We start from the raw sequence: 16,566 nt of genomic DNA on the forward strand, positions 1-16,566 counted from the left end.
AATCCCCCTTTATCCTATGAAAACTTCCTTCCTGTTATATTTTTTAATTATTTAGATAATTAGTGACAAATTTCAACCATTCATATATACTCTAACTATTCCTCCAAGATCCCCCCTATTGCTAAGTTATAAAAATTACTAGAAAGTGAGTTGGTAATTATAATGAATGTCCTCGTTTTATGCCCATGTAACAGCGGAATCCCTCGGAATATATGTTGCGATCTTCTTCCTGAAATCAAAACCTTCATTAATTCAAACCCAAGTCCCTTCATACAACAAGAACACATTGATAATATCAAAATTGCCTCTAAGTTCAATATGCCCATACGAGGATATCTCCATTTTTACAGAAAAGAACTAATACATTACGTAAAAGATGTTACAAACGATGATAACACTTACAACTTCCTCGAATCCTTTTCTTACTATCTGTGCGCAAAGCATGAAGTAGATCAAATACACTCTTGGAATGAATGTCAAACCAGCTTCTGGGATGAATTTATTTCCACCTATTGCCCTCATATCATTTACCTCTCAGCTCATGAAAAGGAAGTAGATGAGTTCCTCTATCAACTAACCACATTCGCAACCTGGTTTGAAAAGCAGCAAACTGTATCACTACTCCATTTCATTGATCTATTTATAACAGCCTACAAATCTGAGTTGCTACTATGTGAGAAGTTAATAAATTTTCTTTACCAAAAACATTGGCCGAATATATTACACAAAATTGGAATTACCTGCAGGCATTGGATGAGGAGGAAAACATATTAAATAACTACTCCTCCATTCAAGATGGCTTGTTTGAAATCACTGAATGTAAGAATAAGCATGTTGTTGTTCAATTACTAAAAACTAAAGAATATTTTTCTATAGCTGGATTACCTACTAACCTCGTTAAACCTGAGCTTTATTACATGGCACCATCGGTCGACACTCCAGTGGAAGTTCTTGGGACTGGATTTTCACTTCGGGTGTATATCCTCAGCAATCTAAATTGTATTTACCTCTTCACATGGAAACCGCTAAAACCTACCTGTATAATAGCACTTCGTTTCGCGTTTAATTTAGCAAAATGAAACAGTTAAGATACTTATAAAGAATAAAGGAGACACGTTGTGACGTTAAAACCTCGCCTCGAATCATTCGAATTAAAGGTGCTGAGATCCCTAAATATTCGTATGAATTTAAAAATAAACGAACAAAGCAACTACATGTACCTCAAAAAAGGCTACGATGGTGAAAGATTATTTGACAAATGGTTAGAAACCCTCACCAATGCACATCTCATTCTAAACGATTTATTACTGGAATATAACGGTACGGTCTTTCAAATTGATACATTATTATTTTACTCAGATAAAATTTACCATTTCGAAGTGAAGAATTATGAAGGCGATTTTTACATCGAAGCTGACAGATGGTATGCATTGACAGGAAAAGAAATCAAGAACCCCTTACTTCAATTAAAAAGAACGGAATCCTTATTAAGACAATTACTAGTAAAAAAAAGATTTAATCACACTATTGAATCTTATCTTATCTTCGTAAACCCTAAATTTCACCTTTATCAAGCACCTCTAAATCTACCGATTGTTTTTCCGACACAACTTACACGCTTTATGGAGAAGCTGAAAAACAAGCACTCTAAATTAAAAGATTCACACAAGAAATTAGCGAAGGAATTACTATCTATTCATAAAGACGAAACACCTTACAATCGATTACCTGAATATCAATATGATGAATTAGAAAAAGGTCTGATTTGTCCACTTTGTCACTCGATGTATACTACTTTTAAACCCATTTTAGTTTGTAATAGTTGTGGTGAAAAAGAAAGATACCCTACTGCTGTATTAAGAGCTATAGAAGAACTCCAAACTTTGTTTCCTGATAAAAAAATTACTACAAGCCTAATCTATGACTGGTGTAAAATTATTAAATCCAAAAGTACCATTCGTAAAACTCTCAAAAAAAAATTCAAGTTAGTGGGGTACAGTAAAGCTTCTTATTTTGTGAATCACGAGTAATTTTTTAGGCTCAAATTTCATTCATACTATTAGACACTTGGCCTCCACTTTATCCGGAGGCTTCTTTCTTTTTTGAGAGCACTTTTTTCGGCTTCGGGCTTTTCTATTACCTCTATCACGCTTTTGCGATCACCCTTTTCAGCTTCGGGCTTTTCTATTACCTCTATCCTGCTTTTGCGATCACCGTTTTTGGCTTCGGGCTTTTCTATTACCTCTATCCTGCTTTTGCAATCACCGTTTTCGGCTAGATGCAATTCTATTACCTCTATCACGGCTTTTGCGATCACCCTTTTCGGCTTCGGGCTTTTCTATTACCTCTATCCTGCTTTTTTGCGATCACCGTTTTTGGCTTCGGGCTTTTCTATTACCTCTATCACGCTTTTGCGATCACCCTTTTCAGCTTCGGGCTTTTCTATTACCTCTATCCTGCTTTTGCGATCACCCTTTTTTGGCTTCGGGCTTTTCTATTACCTCTATCCTGCTTTTGCGATCACCCTTTTCGGCTTCGGGCTTTTCTATTACCTCTATCCTGCTTTTGCGATCACCGTTTTCGGCTAGATGCAATTCTATTACCTCTATCTCGCTTTTGCGATCACCCTTTTCAGCTTCGGGCTTTTCTATTACCTCTATCCTGCTTTTGCGATCACCGTTTTCGGCTAGATGCAATTCTATTACCTCTATCACGCTTTTGCGATCACCCTTTTCAGCTTCGGGCTTTTCTATTACCTCTATCCTGCTTTTTTGCGATCACCGTTTTTGGCTTCGGGCTTTTCTATTACCTCTATCACGCTTTTGCGATCACCCTTTTCAGCTTCGGGCTTTTCTATTACCTCTCTCCTGCTTTTGCGATCACCGTTTTCGGCTAGATGCAATTCTATTACCTCTATCTCGCTTTTGCGATCACCCTTTTCAGCTTCGGGCGTTTCTCTAGCTCCTCTCTCTCTCTTTTGCGATCACCGTTTTTGGCTTCGGGCTTTTCTATTACCTCTATCCTGCTTTTTTGCGATCACCGTTTTTGGCTTCGGGCTTTTCTATTACCTCTATCACGCTTTTGCGATCACCCTTTTCAGCTTCGGGCTTTTCTATTACCTCTATCCTGCTTTTGCGATCACCCTTTTCGGCTAGATGCAATTCTATTACCTCTATCACGCTTTTCCGAACACCGTTTTCGGCTAGATGCAATTCTATTACCTCTATCCTGCTTTTGCGATTACCGTTTTCGGCTAGATGCAATTCTATTACCTCTATCCCCCCTTTTGCGATCACCCTTTTCAGCTTCGCCCCTTTCCATTACCTCTTCCCCGATTTTGCAATCACCCTTTTCGGCTTCGCCCCTTTCCATTACCTCTTCCCCGCTTTTCCAAACACCATTTTCAGCTTCGCCCCTTTCCATTACCTCAACCCTCACTCTTTGAGCCCACCGATTACTCAATCGAGCGATTTCACAGTTTTATTCCTCTAACTTTACAAACTAGAAAACCACCCTCAATCGCTGAAGGTGGTAGGAATATCATCAATCAACCATCTTATCAACCATGGTTTCCAACTTCTTCACTGTTTTCCAATTCCGCACCGTCACCGGAACTCCCAGCTTGGAAATTTTGGCTGCAAGCTTAGAATGTCGAAAGCTTTGACGTAAAAAAAGGTAGGTCTCTCTTCCTTTTATGGAGCATTCCTCCAAGTCACTTTGGTAAACAAGCAATTAATCGACACCTGCCTTTGAAGGTTCTTCGGCCGACAAAGCTAAATGAACACTTTCATCTTCTTGTAAAGAGTCAACCGGAAATGGACAATCACTAATAATCTTTGTCTTTACCTGAAAAAAGTATACTGAAAATCCCCTCTCCCTCGGTAATTTTTAAACTAATTGATACCAAAGCTCTTTTACGCAGTTGTGACAACTCCATGACTAATGGGCAATTTTAAAAATTATTTATTATACTCTTCTATTGCATTTTTTATAAAATGTAGTAAATTATATTATGTGAAGTATTTCACAAAGTTATTTCCGAAAAATAAAATTATATATAAAAACACTCACTCTCTTTTTTTAACCCATCATGTGAAATATTTCACAAAGTTGTTGTCTGTTATTCTCATATTATATAACTGGAGGAAATTAGAATGAACATTACATTAGGCGATAAAGTAGTTTTAGTAGGAACTGGTGCTGTAGGAGCAAGCTATGCATATGCGGTAATGAATCAAAGTATTTGTGATGAACTAGTACTTGTTGATTTAAATGAAGCAAAGGCTCAAGGAGATGTAATGGACTTAAATCATGGGGTTGTATATGCTCCATCCACGATGAAAATTAGATACGGTACTTATGAGGATTGTAAGGATGCTGCCATTGTTGTTATTTGCGCAGGGGCTGCTCAAAAGCCTGGAGAAACAAGACTTGATCTCGTCAGCAAGAACCTAAAAATTTTCAAATCAATTGTTACTAGCATTATGGATACAGGCTTCAATGGAATCTTTTTAGTAGCAACAAATCCTGTCGATATCTTGGCTTATGCAACATGGAAATTCTCTGGTCTTCCGAAAGAGAGGGTCATTGGTTCTGGTACCATTTTGGACTCAGCAAGATTCCGCTACTTATTAAGTCAGGAATTCGGTGTAGCACCAACTAGTGTTCACGCTTATATCATTGGTGAACATGGTGATTCAGAGTTACCAGTATGGAGTACAGCCAATATTTCTGGTAATCAAATTGCAGCTGAATTAACAGAGGAAAGAAAAGAAGAAATCTTTGTGGAAGTTCGGGATGCAGCCTATAAAATTATCGAGTCAAAAGGCGCTACTTACTATGGAATAGCTACTGGACTAGCGAGAATCACTAAAGCAATTCTTAACAATGAAGAGGTTGTCTTACCAGTTGGGTCTTTACTAGAAGGTGAATATGGTCACGAGGATGTCTATGTCGGAGTACCTACAGTAATTAATCGCTCTGGTAGAAAGAATATTATTGAACTTTCATTAAATACTATAGAGAAGGAAAAGCTGGCACACTCTGTTAAGACATTAAAAGATATACAAACTCCATTTTGGAAGTAGTTCTTCTTAATAATAAGCCATTCTCACAAAAGGGAGATTCATGAAATGTTAGTAGAAACCTTTAATCCATTTAATAATATATTAATTTCATCACTAGTAGCAGCGATTCCGATTATCTTATTTCTCTTATGCTTGACCATTTTTAAAATGAAAGGACTATATGCGGCGCTGTTAAATCTTGGTGTTACCTTTCTCATCGCGATGCTTATCTTTGATTTACCATTTGGAGAATCCGTTGGAAGTGTAATCCAAGGTGCCCTTCAAGGAATGTGGCCAATCGGTTATATCATCGTAATGGCCGTTTGGTTATATAAAATTTCCGTTGAATCAGGAAAATTTGACATCCTACGAGCAAGTATTGCAGGCATCTCACAGGATCAGCGACTACAACTTCTATTGATTGGTTTTTGTTTTAATGCATTTCTTGAAGGAGCTGCAGGCTTCGGGGTTCCCATCGCAATCTGTGCCGTTCTATTAGTTTCACTAGGATTTAAACCACTGCAAGCAGCAATGCTTTGTCTAATTGCAAATGGTGCATCTGGGGCGTTCGGGGCAATTGGTATTCCTGTTGCCATTACAGGCACGCTAAATTTAGAAGGTAATGTTACTTCTATGGACGTTTCCATGATGACCGCACTAACATTACCGATTATCAATTTTTCGATTCCATTTTTACTTATCTTTTTGCTAAACGGATTAAAAGGTGTGAAGGAAATTCTACCTGCCATCTTAGTAGTCGCTAGTACTTATACAGTAACGCAAGCTCTTATTACCATCTTTTTAGGTCCAGAGCTAGCTGATATTATTCCTTCTTTACTAACAATGGGTGTCTTGGCATTATTCTTAAGAAAATGGCAACCAAAAAATATCTTTTTACTAAACAATCAAGAGGTTAAAATTGAAAAGCATTCTGTCGGTGAGATTATCCGAGCATGGTCTCCCTTCTATTTACTAAGTATCTTTGTATTAGTTTGGAGCATCCCCGCATTTAAAGCTTTATTCCTAGAAGGTGGAGCACTAAACTTTACGATTGTAAAATTAGCAATACCAGGTTCTTCTCTATTCTCTAGCTTCAACTTAGTAAGTGCAACAGGAACTGCAATATTATTGGCTGGAATCACAACTATTTTAACAACTAAATCGATTGGCTTCCCAGCAGGATTCAAATTATTGAAAAAAACCGTATTAGAGTTTTGGATTCCAATTATGATGATCAGCGCTATCTTAGGTATCGCGAAGCTAATGACACATGCTGGTTTAACAACTGTATTAGGAGAAGCGGTTGCTACAACCGGAAGCATCTTCCCATTAGTATCCCCAATATTAGGATGGATTGGAGTATTTATGACCGGATCTGTTGTTAATAACAACACTTTATTTGCACCGATTCAAGCAACTGCCGCAAACATTATCGGAACAGATCCAGCACTACTAGTTTCAGCAAATACAGCAGGTGGGGTAATGGCAAAACTCATTTCTCCACAATCAATCGCCATTGCAACCGCGGCTGTTGGTCAAACAGGAAAAGAAGCACTTTTAACAAAAATGACGTTAAAATATAGCTTTGGTTTACTTGCCTTTGTATGTGTTTGGACGTTTCTGTTGTCATTAATGTTTTAGTGGGGTTTAGGGGGTTTAGTAATTTTAGTGTGGCCTGCCCCCCAGCGCTATAATGCCCTGGGCGGGCAGGTCTTTATTCTTTCATTCGTATGAAAAACTTAGCTTTAGCAACAATTCTATAAGTTCGCACTTTCCCTCTTTATCACAGTGTGGGTCAGGCACCATTTAAGTACCCCCAAGCATACTGAGCATACAACTCCGCACCTGTTGCTAGTGCATCTTCGTCAATGTTAAATTTCCCATGGTGATGTGCCCACTGTGTATCTTTTTGAAGGTTGCCGCTTCCAACGAGAGCAAAGCTACCTGGTGCATGGTCCAAATAGAAGCTGAAATCTTCTCCGCCCATGGTTGGCTCTTCATGATAAATCACATCTTCGCCAAATGCTTCTAAAGCAACTGCTTGGACTAGTTTAGCACTGGATTCATCGTTTAAGACTGCTTGAGTACCACGAATGTATTCTAACTTTGCTGTAGCACCATATACAGCTGCAACATGTTCCGCATAATGCTGTAGCTGTTTTTCAATATGATCTCTAGTTTCAGGATGGAAACAACGGACCGTTCCTTCAATGACGGCATTTTCGGCAATCACATTAAACCGTGTTCCGACCACCATTTTTCCTACAGTGAGGACTGCAGGACTTTTAGCATCGATGGTTCTAGAGACTACTGTCTGTACATTCATGACGAAGGACGAGGCAACAATTGCGGTATCAATACAATCCTGTGGCATAGCTCCATGACCGCCTTTACCTTTAAACGTTACTTTAAATAAATCCGCTGAGGCAAAACTTGGCCCAGGATTGCAGGAGACTTTATGGGTCGGCATCTGTGACCATATGTGAATACCGAAAACATTATCTACTCCGTCCATTGCTCCTTGCTTTACCATTGCTTTAGCACCTTCCGCTATCTCTTCTGCAGGCTGAAACAATAAGCGGACGTTTCCTGGTAAATCGTCTTTTATTTTAATTAATGCTTTTGCCGCTACTAATAGCATCGCCGTGTGGGCATCGTGGCCACAAGCATGCATTTTTCCTCTTTCTTTTGACATATACGGTAGATTCTTATTCAGCTCTTCAACCGGTAATGCATCCATGTCGGCTCTTAGGGCTACGGTTTTCCCAGGTTGTCCACCTTCGATTGTGGCAATGACGCCAGTAGGGTCAAGCTTCTGAAAAGGAATTTGTAATTTTTCTAGATAGGAACAAATAAAAGCAGTGGTTCTTTCTTCCTCCCAAGGCAATTCAGGCTCACTGTGTAACTTTCTCCGTATTTGGATTAATTCTTCGCTGTTGTTCTGAATGGCTTTTTTGATTATTGGATGAATCATTCTACTCTGCCTCCGTTAAGGTTTTGGCTGCTTCATAGAGAATATGAACAGCTTTTGCTAAATCTCTAGAGTCTGACCACTCTTCCGGACAATGGCTTAGCCCATCTTTGCTAGGAACGAATAGCATGCCAACTTCAGTAAAATCAGAAAAGACCATGGCGTCGTGTCCCGCTCCACTGTTGATAGAACAGTACGGAACTTCTAATTTATTACTCTTTTGTTTTAATAAAGAAATAATCTCTTGATTCATTGCTTTTGGTTGAATATATAAAAGCTCCTCCACGGATGTGGTAATCCCATTAGCATTATAAGTTTCTACTATTCTACTTACTTGTTCGATAACATTTCGGACATTTTCTTCTCTACCTGAACGGATATCCACTGTAAATACGACAGTATCTGGAATAACGTTGGCTCCATTCGGAAATACATGAAGGCGACCAGTTGTTATTACTGTTCCTTCCCCTTCTTGAATTGCTAGTTCTGGTAATTGGGAAATCATACTAGATGCGACGACTAGAGCATCTGCACGTCGATCCATCGGGGTAGTTCCTGCATGCCCCGCTCTACCCTTTACTGTAACTTCCAATTGTGTTAAACCAACAATTGCTTCTACAACACCAATCGGAGTGTTTTTTTCTTCTAGAATTGGTCCTTGTTCAATATGCAATTCAAGATAGGACTTAATAGTGTTGGAATCTCTTTTCTTCGTTAAAGATGTATCTAAGCCGATAAGCTTCATTGCCTCTACAGTGGAGATTCCATTTTTATCTGTTAGATTACTGAAGTCCTCTTCACTTAGTAAGCCAACCATTCCTCTTGATCCCATTAGGCCACCACCAAATCTTGAACCTTCTTCTTCGACCAGCGCAACAACTTCTAATGGGTATTTCGGTTTTAGCTTATTTTCCGCAAATAGAGCAGCCACTTCAAGACCAGCTACAACTCCGGCTGGTCCGTCATAAGCACCTCCGTTTGGTACAGAATCAAAATGGGAACCGATAAGGACGCTAGGGGCATCTTTCAACATCCCTTCAATCTTTCCAAAAATATTACCAAAACCGTCTTCGTGAACGACCAAACCGTATTCTTTCATAATTCTTTTCAAATAGTTTCGTGCACGTAGATGTTCTTCACTATAAGTTAGTCGAGTAGTTCCTTTATCAGGTGTAGCAGTGAATGTACTCAATGTATTAATATGTTCTTCGATTCTTTTTTGGACGTTGTTCATACTGGTCATCCATCCTTTCTCCTACAATAACCCTACAAATATACCTGCTAAAACAACGGACACTATCGTAACAGTGATAAATCCTCCGACTAGCATAGGTGGCAGCATGTGGCTCGTTAATATTTCTCTTTCTTTTTCATCTTCCGTTAATGAGTTAATTACCTCATTCGTGATAATATAATCTGCCGGGAATCCATATAACGCTGTCAATGAAACAGCAAACGCCATTTCTTTGCTTACTTTTAAAATCTTTCCTGCAATGAAGGAAAAAATATACATACCGATAACTCCTATGATGATTGTTCCAATAAGCGGGTAGATAATCTCAAGCATCATACTCGGTGTTGCTTGCTTTAAGCCGTCAAAAATAAAGAGCATAAGTGCCATTATGGCGAACCCAAAACCATTCGCTTTTTGTAATACCTGCCTTTCAAGGAATCCAGCACTTGTTGCTATTACACCGAACAATAAACAAAGAACGAACGGACTAACAGTTAAAACTGGCGCCAATAGAGTAGATACAAGATAGGCAAAATACGATACAAGTGCCAGTCTAAAAAACTTAAAGAAATCTGTATTATATTTTTCAGGTAGGTTTTTAAATAATTTTAATTCCACTTTCGGCGTTTCAGATACTCCAGATGTAGCTAGTTCTTGTTTGCTTTCCTTTAATTTCCCACTTCGATATTGTGTAAGAAGTCTTTTCCCTTCTTTTTTCAACACGATTGAGGTGATCGGATATCCCGCAAACCCTTGCATAACATAGATGACAATGGCAAACACGGATAAGGTTGCTAACCCCGCTTCTTTTGCACCTTCTGACATGATTAAAGCTGACACTACCCCACCCACTAAAGGCGGAATTGCTACGACAACTGTCTGATAGCCAAAAAGCAGTGTTCCTATACTAAACAAAATCGCGATTATTCCTAAAATACCTGAGAGTGCAATCACTATTGTCTTCCATTGTTTTTTCAACTCTTGAATCGATAGCAAAGTTCCCATATTGGTAATCAATAAATACATCATCATGGTAGCTACAACTGGCGGTACTCCTGCCAATGCCACAATGTCTTGTGGAAAGAAAGTCCAATATCCAAGAAGGAACAAAACCGCGCATACGAACATAGATGGAATCCATGCTTTCGTTCGAACGGCAACTAAATCCCCGAGAAATAAAATGAGTACAATTATTACTAACGCTAGCATCTGTGACATAAGTGTTCCGCCCCTTTTCTGTTTTGAATTCTATTTCGTACGATATACGAAATATTTTATGATAGTAAAATAATAGTATAGTTATACTTTTCAGTCAATTTAAATTATTTTTAATTTTCATGTAATCGTTTTCATTTTGTTTTACTTAGTAATTAATCCTTTCTTCTTTACAATCCAATAACAATAAAATTATATTGAAATGTTTTCTTTGATTATTGGCTTTGTTAAACACCGCTGTACTTTATCAGAGCCAATTGATTAAAAACAACAAAGACTCTTCCTTAAAAGAGAAAGAGTCTTTGCATCATATAAATTCATTTTAAAACTACCTGAAGTTGCTCTTACATGTAACGAATAGACCTCCACTTCATTAAAGGCAGGATAGATTCTAATGACAAACTTGGTTACGCCCCATGCGTTTAGCTTTATATAGGCATTCATCGGCATATTTTATTATTTGTTCCGTGTTCTTTATGGTCTCTGGGAATGTCGCTACACCAATAGAAACCGTTATGTTGATATGGTCTTGTTGAGAAATAGGAAAGGGATGTTTTTCTACTGCACGACGAATTCTTTCAGCTATTTCAATTGCTTGGTGATTTGGACAATCTGGTAAAATAACGGAGAATTCTTCGCCGCCATTTCTTGAAACTGTGTCAAAGGATCGAGTAGAGTTCAGGAGAACTTCCCCTAATTCTTTTAAGATGATATCTCCAACTGGATGCCCGTATTTGTCATTGACCTTTTTAAAAAAATCTATATCTAAAAGCAATAGTGATAGACGTTCGTTTTTTTCTTTTGCCCGTACTACTAGTTGATTCCAGACATCATCAAATTGTCGCACATTATTTAGGCCGGTTAGAAAATCCGTGGAGGATTGTTTTTCATATTTTTTTAACAAGGTATGTGATCGTTTTAAGTAATGATACACATAAATAGAAATAAGTCCTCCGATAGTAGAGATAACCCAAAAAATCGGAATTAAGACAAATAACAGCTCTTTATTATGGACGAGTATAAAAAGCATGAAGGTAAATTCAATATTTGCAAGCCCAATCATTGTGAGCGATTTCTTTATAATTCCTTTAGAGGAATCCATTTTTTTTACGATTAGATAAAACCCTAAAAAGAGCGAAATCATCAAAATTAGTGCAGCAATGGATGAAATGTTACTCCCTATCATAAATCGACCTACGATGATTAATAGAGTACTGATGAAGCCAGGAAACACCCCTATGAATAGCATAGTCAGCATAACAGGCAAATATCGTAGGTCTAAGATCGTCTCATCTGTAAGCTGTATGGAAAAATACATGAGCATATTTCCCAATACCCCACCAGCGATTCCGTCTACTAGGCCCAATTTTCTAGGAGACAAGTTTTCCAACTTGGTATTCCATCTAATTTGTAAATAGATAAACAAGAGGGAAATTAATATACATAAATTAATAAATAGATCAGATAAAAGATCGATAATAACCACCTCAATAATACTTCTAGCGGGCGTACACAAAAAAAAAGCCTATAAATATTTCTAGGCAATTTTAACTATATATTTTTTATGGTAGTTTGGAAAGAGCAATTAGAAAAATTTGATTATCTTTCACATTTAAAGCCAGAGGAAGGTGTTTACAGCAGAAAAAAAGGAGGCTTTACTTCCAGCCTCCCTTCTCTATAATTAAGTAACGGATATTTCTTCTATATTCTCAACATCCGCAACACTCGGTAGTGCAGAAATCGCACCTACCTTCGTACACACTAAAGCTCCCACTTTATTGCTGAAGGAAATAATTTGTTTAAGTTGATTAAAGTCTTCGGAAGCACTCTTAATATCCACTTCTTTTGCTAGTTGGTAAAGCGTAGCTCCAACGAAGGCATCTCCTGCACCAGTGGAATCAATTGATTTAACTGCAATACTTGGAACAATTTCGAAACGCTGACCATTTGAGATAAATGTTCCTTCTTTTCCTAATGTTACCGCTACTATTTTTGCACCTAAATCATGAAATACCTTAGCTCCTTTTAAGACATCCTTCTTGCCAGATATAACCTCTAATTCTTCCTCACTTACTTTTACAAAGTCTGCTAGAGCAATTCCTTCTTTCGCTAAATCAACAAAGACTTGTACTCTCCCGACCCAAAGATCTTTTCTGAAATTCGGATCAAAAGAAATGAATTTTCCTATGTCCTTCTCTGATTTCATTGTATTTAAGTAAGTTTCCTGGAATGGATTCTGTAATAGAGCGGTTGCGGAACCGAAATGTAAAATTGAGCATTTTTTTAGTTTCGCTTTATCGATATCTACTTCCTGTAAATAAGCATCTGCGCCTCGGTTGAAAGTAAAGTCTCTCTCTCCATCTGCCTTTAAGGATACAAAAGCTAATGTGGTTGGATGTTGTGTATCTCGCACGATCATAGAAGTATCAACTTTTGTTTCCGCTAATGTATTTATTAAAAATTCACCAAATGGATCATTCCCTACTTTGCCACAGAAAAGGGCATTTCCACCTAACTTCACCACCGTTGCACATACATTGGCTGGTGCTCCTCCTGCCTGTTTTTCAAAATGATGACCTTCGACTAAGTCGATGTCGACATCTGTACAGAAAAAGTCAATTAGTAATTCTCCGATACAAAATATTGATGTACTCACTTTCATGACACCGCCCTCTCGATAAATGAAGTTACTTACTCCATATCGAATCTAGTTCTGTTAATTTCAAGTAGTTAAGCTTTGTTGTTCCCTCTTTAGAAAATAAGTTAAGTTGGTTGTAGGGTTTACTTGGGAATACTAGACTAGTAAAAGCCGCTTCACCATCATTTGCAAATACCTCAAGGGATGAAGTATCGATAAATAGTTGAAGCTCGAGTTTGTTATTCTTCAACTTCAATGGAGCTTCTTGTACAGCAGCAAAAGATTCAGAAAAGCTGTTGTCTCCCGCATTTGTTCGATCCACTGATAATAATCCCTTAGCCACATCATATTGAATGATAATTTTTTCATCTGCCGTACTCTGAACAACGAGACCGAAAGAATCGGCATTTTGTGCTTCCCATTCGAGATTCACTTCCATTCTATCACTAACCATTTCATAGGAAACATCGTTTGAATCAATCGTAAAATTCTCGGAGATCGATGCCCCTTTTCGAATCGCCTCGATTCCTACTACTGGCTTTTGAACTAAGCGAGCTCCTTCATCACTAGCAGTTAATGTTAGCTCTCTTGGCAATGTCATCGCGCTACGCCAGCCATCTGTTGGCAGTAAATTTGCATAACGCCAGTTACTCATCCAGCCAATATACATTCTTCGTCCGTCTTCTGATGGAATATCTGACCAGCTGACTCCCGCATAATTATCTCTACCATAATCTAACCAAAGAATCGTTTCATCCGTGTTATCATTTACAAAAGTCGTTCCGTCAAATTGTCCGATAAAATATTGGGTTCTTGATCCCTCTTTAAACTCAGGATTATCTCCAATACTTACGAGCATCACCCATTTTTCATTATTATCTTCCCCGTCAACAGGAAGTTTGAAGAGATCAGGACATTCCCACACCCCTGCATGTGATCCAGCTCGGTTCCCAAATTCACTGGCAAACTCCCACTCAAGGAGGTTAGGAGATGTATAAAGCATCACAGTTTGTCCTGTAGCTAATATCATCACCCATTTATTCGTTTCACTATGCCAGAAAACCTTTGGGTCGCGGTAATCAGTAATATTTATATCGGAAAGCACTGGATTCCCTTCATATTTAATCCACGTTCTTCCAGCATCCTTACTATAGGCGATGCTTTGACGCTGGCAAGGTCTATCAGAATCAGGATAAGTCCCAGCACTTGTATAAATGGCTACCAGACCCGGTGCTTCCTCAAAAAAGCCGGATGTATTATTCCAATCCACCACGGCACTTCCGGAGAAAATATCTCCATATTCATCAGGGAATAAGGCAATAGGAAGGTGCTCCCAATGAATCAGATCTTTACTGACTGCGTGTCCCCAGTGCATCGGTCCCCATGTTGTACCAAATGGATGGTGTTGATAAAAGAGATGGTATTCTTCGTTAAAATATACCATGCCGTTCGGATCATTCATCCACTTTTGTTCTGGTGAAAAATGAAATTGTGGACGGTGTTTTTCTTTATACACTTCATTAGTCATATTTAAAATCCCCTTTTCTTTTAAAATAAACAAGAAAGGATAAGACTGTACTTTAACCAGCTTTCTGTACAGCCTTCCTTCTAATTCTTATTTATAGTCTCTGTTAAACACCGCTGTTGATTTCCGCACGAGGCTTCGCTTTCCGCTGGGCGCTTGTGGAGCCTCCTCGGCATTGCCTGCGGGGGTCTCCACAAAACGCTACCTCCCGCAGGAGTCTACGCCTCGTGCTCCAATCAACAGCTAGGTACTTAAAAATCAACACTGTACTTTAACAGAGACATTTTATATAGCGATTATTGTGTATTTCTGTCGTATCCAACTTGCTTAATTTCCAACCACTCTTGTAGCCCAAGTCTATCTAATTCTGTTAAGTAATCTGGCCATTCCTCTTCGACTTTTCCATTTGTAATCCATTCTGCACGTTTTCTTTCTACATATGGAACCAAATCTGCTTCGATTGTAGCAAGTTTATCTAATTCTTCAATGGAGAAAAATACTTTTGGATAAATATTCTCTGCAGTCATATCAGGTACCATCACTTCTTTCATTAGACCTAATCTCCAAGCAGCATCATCCGGCTTTGTGGTCACATTTCCATAATAGCTATCCAAAATGGCTAAAGGGCCAGCAATAAAGGTTTTTTGTCTTAATTCCCATGGTGAAGTTCCGTCTAACGGTAAATGCTTTAACATTCTTGCTGTTTCATCCAATTCAAAAATATTTTGTTGCGTATCGTCTCCATGAGTCCCCCAGTTGTTTTGTACGGATTGTAGTGGGTCATATAATTGATCAATCCATTTTGCTGTTAATTCTAAGTTTTTATTAGCACTTGTGATGACCATTTTATTTCTATCAAAGCCCATGCCATTTGTTCGAGCAACATTTTTATGACCATTCGGACCAGCTAGAGCAGACATCAGTTCATAGGTGTCATTCATCCCTGTAATATTTCCTTTATCCCATGTAAAGTACAATCCATAACGATTGTCTTTTCCTTTGGAGAGGTACGTGTTCCAATCCTGTTCAAACGCTTCCACATCGATTAATCCTTCTTGATATAATTCTTGGAAAAACTTGATTCCTTCTTTATATCCATCATCCTTAACCGTGTATATTACTTCTCCATCATCACTTACGACAGTATGATCCCAGTTATCACCAAGACCAAAGGAGCCGAATAAAAAGGATAAGTCTTCTCCACCATGGTTAATGATAAAGGACATTGGAATCGTTTTACCATCTCCTGCTGGATCATTTTCTTTAAAAGCAATTAATACTTCTTTTAATTCATCCGTTGTCGTTGGCATATCTAATCCTAGTTTGTTTAACCATTCCACATTAATCCAAGGAAAAGCATCTACTGAGTGAATACTCTCCTTCCCAGCACCTAATTCTTCAATCCATGGAAAAGAGTAAATGTGTCCATCTGGGGCTGTCATCATTGCACGATACTCAGGTGCTTCCTCTAGCACTTTTTGTAGATTTGGCATATGCTCGTCTATTAATTCTTCAACTGGAATAATCGCTTCATCTTTTGCTAGTCTTAATAATTCATAGTCAGATAACCCGGCATCTAATATAGCATCCGGAAGCTCACCACTAGCAAAAGCTAAATTCCTTCTTTCTGCAAAAGTATCCCATGCAAAGTTTTTCCACTTAATATGAACTCCTGTTTCTTCCTCTAAACGCTGATATATTAATTTGTCGTTTGGATCAGACGGTGCGATTGGAGAGCTTTGTGTCATAAAGTTCAAAGTTACTTTCTCTTCCAGTGGAAACGATACATTGGAAAGTTCATAATCCTCTGATGAAGCACTTTGACTCGATTTATTACTGCATCCTGTCGCAATCAACATACCTGAAATACATAATGCTGACATTGTTTTAAACATTTTTTTCATAGAAATCCCTCAC

Annotated in this window: 15 protein-coding genes; 3 read left to right on the forward strand and 12 right to left on the reverse strand. The window is 38.3% G+C overall.

Features of this window, described 5'->3' with window-relative positions; genetic code table 11:
- Nucleotides 1–1,118 precede the first annotated feature (1,118 nt).
- A complete protein-coding gene (locus BK580_RS18810) occupies nucleotides 1,119–2,030 on the forward strand; it encodes a nuclease-related domain-containing protein (protein WP_235864070.1) in 912 nt (303 codons plus the stop codon).
- Between the two features lie 29 nt (nucleotides 2,031–2,059).
- On the opposite strand, the gene BK580_RS18815 is transcribed toward BK580_RS18810, so the two are convergent.
- From BK580_RS18815 to BK580_RS23730, 5 genes are all read right to left on the reverse strand, one after another.
- Nucleotides 2,060–2,317, reverse strand: a complete 258-nt coding sequence (locus BK580_RS18815) for a hypothetical protein (RefSeq protein WP_139364930.1) — start codon at nucleotides 2,315–2,317, stop codon at nucleotides 2,060–2,062.
- A 151-nt stretch (nucleotides 2,318–2,468) separates the two neighbouring features.
- Entirely contained in the window at nucleotides 2,469–2,714 is a 246-nt protein-coding gene (locus BK580_RS18820) for a hypothetical protein (RefSeq protein WP_139364931.1), read from the reverse strand.
- Between the two features lie 44 nt (nucleotides 2,715–2,758).
- A complete protein-coding gene (locus BK580_RS23725) occupies nucleotides 2,759–2,902 on the reverse strand; it encodes a hypothetical protein (RefSeq protein WP_169865133.1) in 144 nt (47 codons plus the stop codon).
- A gap of 115 nt (nucleotides 2,903–3,017) precedes the next feature.
- A complete protein-coding gene (locus BK580_RS18825) occupies nucleotides 3,018–3,263 on the reverse strand; it encodes a hypothetical protein (protein ID WP_078381817.1) in 246 nt (81 codons plus the stop codon).
- Nucleotides 3,241–3,423: a hypothetical protein gene (locus BK580_RS23730; protein ID WP_169865136.1), complete on the reverse strand. Its 183-nt coding sequence runs from the start codon at nucleotides 3,421–3,423 to the stop codon at nucleotides 3,241–3,243. Before BK580_RS23730 ends, BK580_RS18825 begins: the two co-directional genes overlap by 23 nt.
- Nucleotides 3,424–4,154: 731 nt before the next feature.
- Between BK580_RS23730 and BK580_RS18840 the strand changes: the two genes are divergently transcribed.
- On the forward strand, nucleotides 4,155–5,087 hold the full coding sequence (locus BK580_RS18840; protein WP_078381820.1) for an L-lactate dehydrogenase: 933 nt from the start codon (nucleotides 4,155–4,157) through the stop codon (nucleotides 5,085–5,087).
- Between the two features lie 45 nt (nucleotides 5,088–5,132).
- Entirely contained in the window at nucleotides 5,133–6,707 is a 1,575-nt protein-coding gene (locus BK580_RS18845) for an L-lactate permease (RefSeq protein WP_078381821.1), read from the forward strand.
- 154 nt (nucleotides 6,708–6,861) lie between these two features.
- Here the strand turns inward: BK580_RS18845 and BK580_RS18850 are convergent, their stop codons facing one another.
- From BK580_RS18850 to BK580_RS18880, 7 genes are all read right to left on the reverse strand, one after another.
- Complete coding sequence (locus BK580_RS18850; protein ID WP_078381822.1) at nucleotides 6,862–8,040, reverse strand: M20 family metallopeptidase; 1,179 nt, start codon at nucleotides 8,038–8,040, stop codon at nucleotides 6,862–6,864.
- A gap of 1 nt (nucleotide 8,041) precedes the next feature.
- Nucleotides 8,042–9,271, reverse strand: a complete 1,230-nt coding sequence (locus BK580_RS18855; RefSeq protein ID WP_078382832.1) for a Zn-dependent hydrolase — start codon at nucleotides 9,269–9,271, stop codon at nucleotides 8,042–8,044.
- Nucleotides 9,272–9,292: 21 nt separating this feature from the next.
- Entirely contained in the window at nucleotides 9,293–10,489 is a 1,197-nt protein-coding gene (locus tag BK580_RS18860) for a hypothetical protein (RefSeq protein WP_078381823.1), read from the reverse strand.
- Nucleotides 10,490–10,877: 388 nt separating this feature from the next.
- Nucleotides 10,878–11,876, reverse strand: coding sequence for a GGDEF domain-containing protein (locus BK580_RS18865; protein WP_235864071.1), 999 nt, complete (start codon nucleotides 11,874–11,876; stop codon nucleotides 10,878–10,880).
- Between the two features lie 291 nt (nucleotides 11,877–12,167).
- A complete protein-coding gene (locus BK580_RS18870) occupies nucleotides 12,168–13,148 on the reverse strand; it encodes a carbohydrate kinase family protein (RefSeq protein ID WP_078381824.1) in 981 nt (326 codons plus the stop codon).
- Between the two features lie 25 nt (nucleotides 13,149–13,173).
- On the reverse strand, nucleotides 13,174–14,652 hold the full coding sequence (locus tag BK580_RS18875) for a glycoside hydrolase family 32 protein (RefSeq protein WP_078381825.1): 1,479 nt from the start codon (nucleotides 14,650–14,652) through the stop codon (nucleotides 13,174–13,176).
- A 293-nt stretch (nucleotides 14,653–14,945) separates the two neighbouring features.
- The gene (locus BK580_RS18880; RefSeq protein WP_078381826.1) at nucleotides 14,946–16,553 is read right to left on the reverse strand and encodes an ABC transporter substrate-binding protein; all 1,608 of its coding nucleotides are present in this window, start codon (nucleotides 16,551–16,553) and stop codon (nucleotides 14,946–14,948) included.
- Between the last annotated feature and the right edge of the window lie 13 nt (nucleotides 16,554–16,566).

It is taken from the genome of Sutcliffiella halmapala, from assembly GCF_002019665.1.
Lineage (GTDB): Bacteria > Bacillota > Bacilli > Bacillales > Bacillaceae_I > Sutcliffiella_A > Sutcliffiella_A halmapala.

What these genes read in the sequence shown, in the direction of transcription:
- BK580_RS18850 (WP_078381822.1), bottom strand. Translation starts at nt 8,040, where the DNA reads ATGATTCATCCAATAATCAAAAAAGCCATTCAGAACAACAGCGAAGAA.
- BK580_RS18860 (WP_078381823.1), bottom strand. Translation starts at nt 10,489, where the DNA reads ATGTCACAGATGCTAGCGTTAGTAATAATTGTACTCATTTTATTTCTC.
- BK580_RS18845 (WP_078381821.1), top strand. Translation starts at nt 5,133, where the DNA reads ATGTTAGTAGAAACCTTTAATCCATTTAATAATATATTAATTTCATCA.
- BK580_RS18855 (WP_078382832.1), bottom strand. Translation starts at nt 9,271, where the DNA reads ATGAACAACGTCCAAAAAAGAATCGAAGAACATATTAATACATTGAGT.
- BK580_RS18880 (WP_078381826.1), bottom strand. Translation starts at nt 16,553, where the DNA reads ATGAAAAAAATGTTTAAAACAATGTCAGCATTATGTATTTCAGGTATG.
- BK580_RS23730 (WP_169865136.1), bottom strand. Translation starts at nt 3,423, where the DNA reads ATGGAAAGGGGCGAAGCTGAAAATGGTGTTTGGAAAAGCGGGGAAGAG.
- BK580_RS18840 (WP_078381820.1), top strand. Translation starts at nt 4,155, where the DNA reads ATGAACATTACATTAGGCGATAAAGTAGTTTTAGTAGGAACTGGTGCT.
- BK580_RS18870 (WP_078381824.1), bottom strand. Translation starts at nt 13,148, where the DNA reads ATGAAAGTGAGTACATCAATATTTTGTATCGGAGAATTACTAATTGAC.
- BK580_RS18875 (WP_078381825.1), bottom strand. Translation starts at nt 14,652, where the DNA reads ATGACTAATGAAGTGTATAAAGAAAAACACCGTCCACAATTTCATTTT.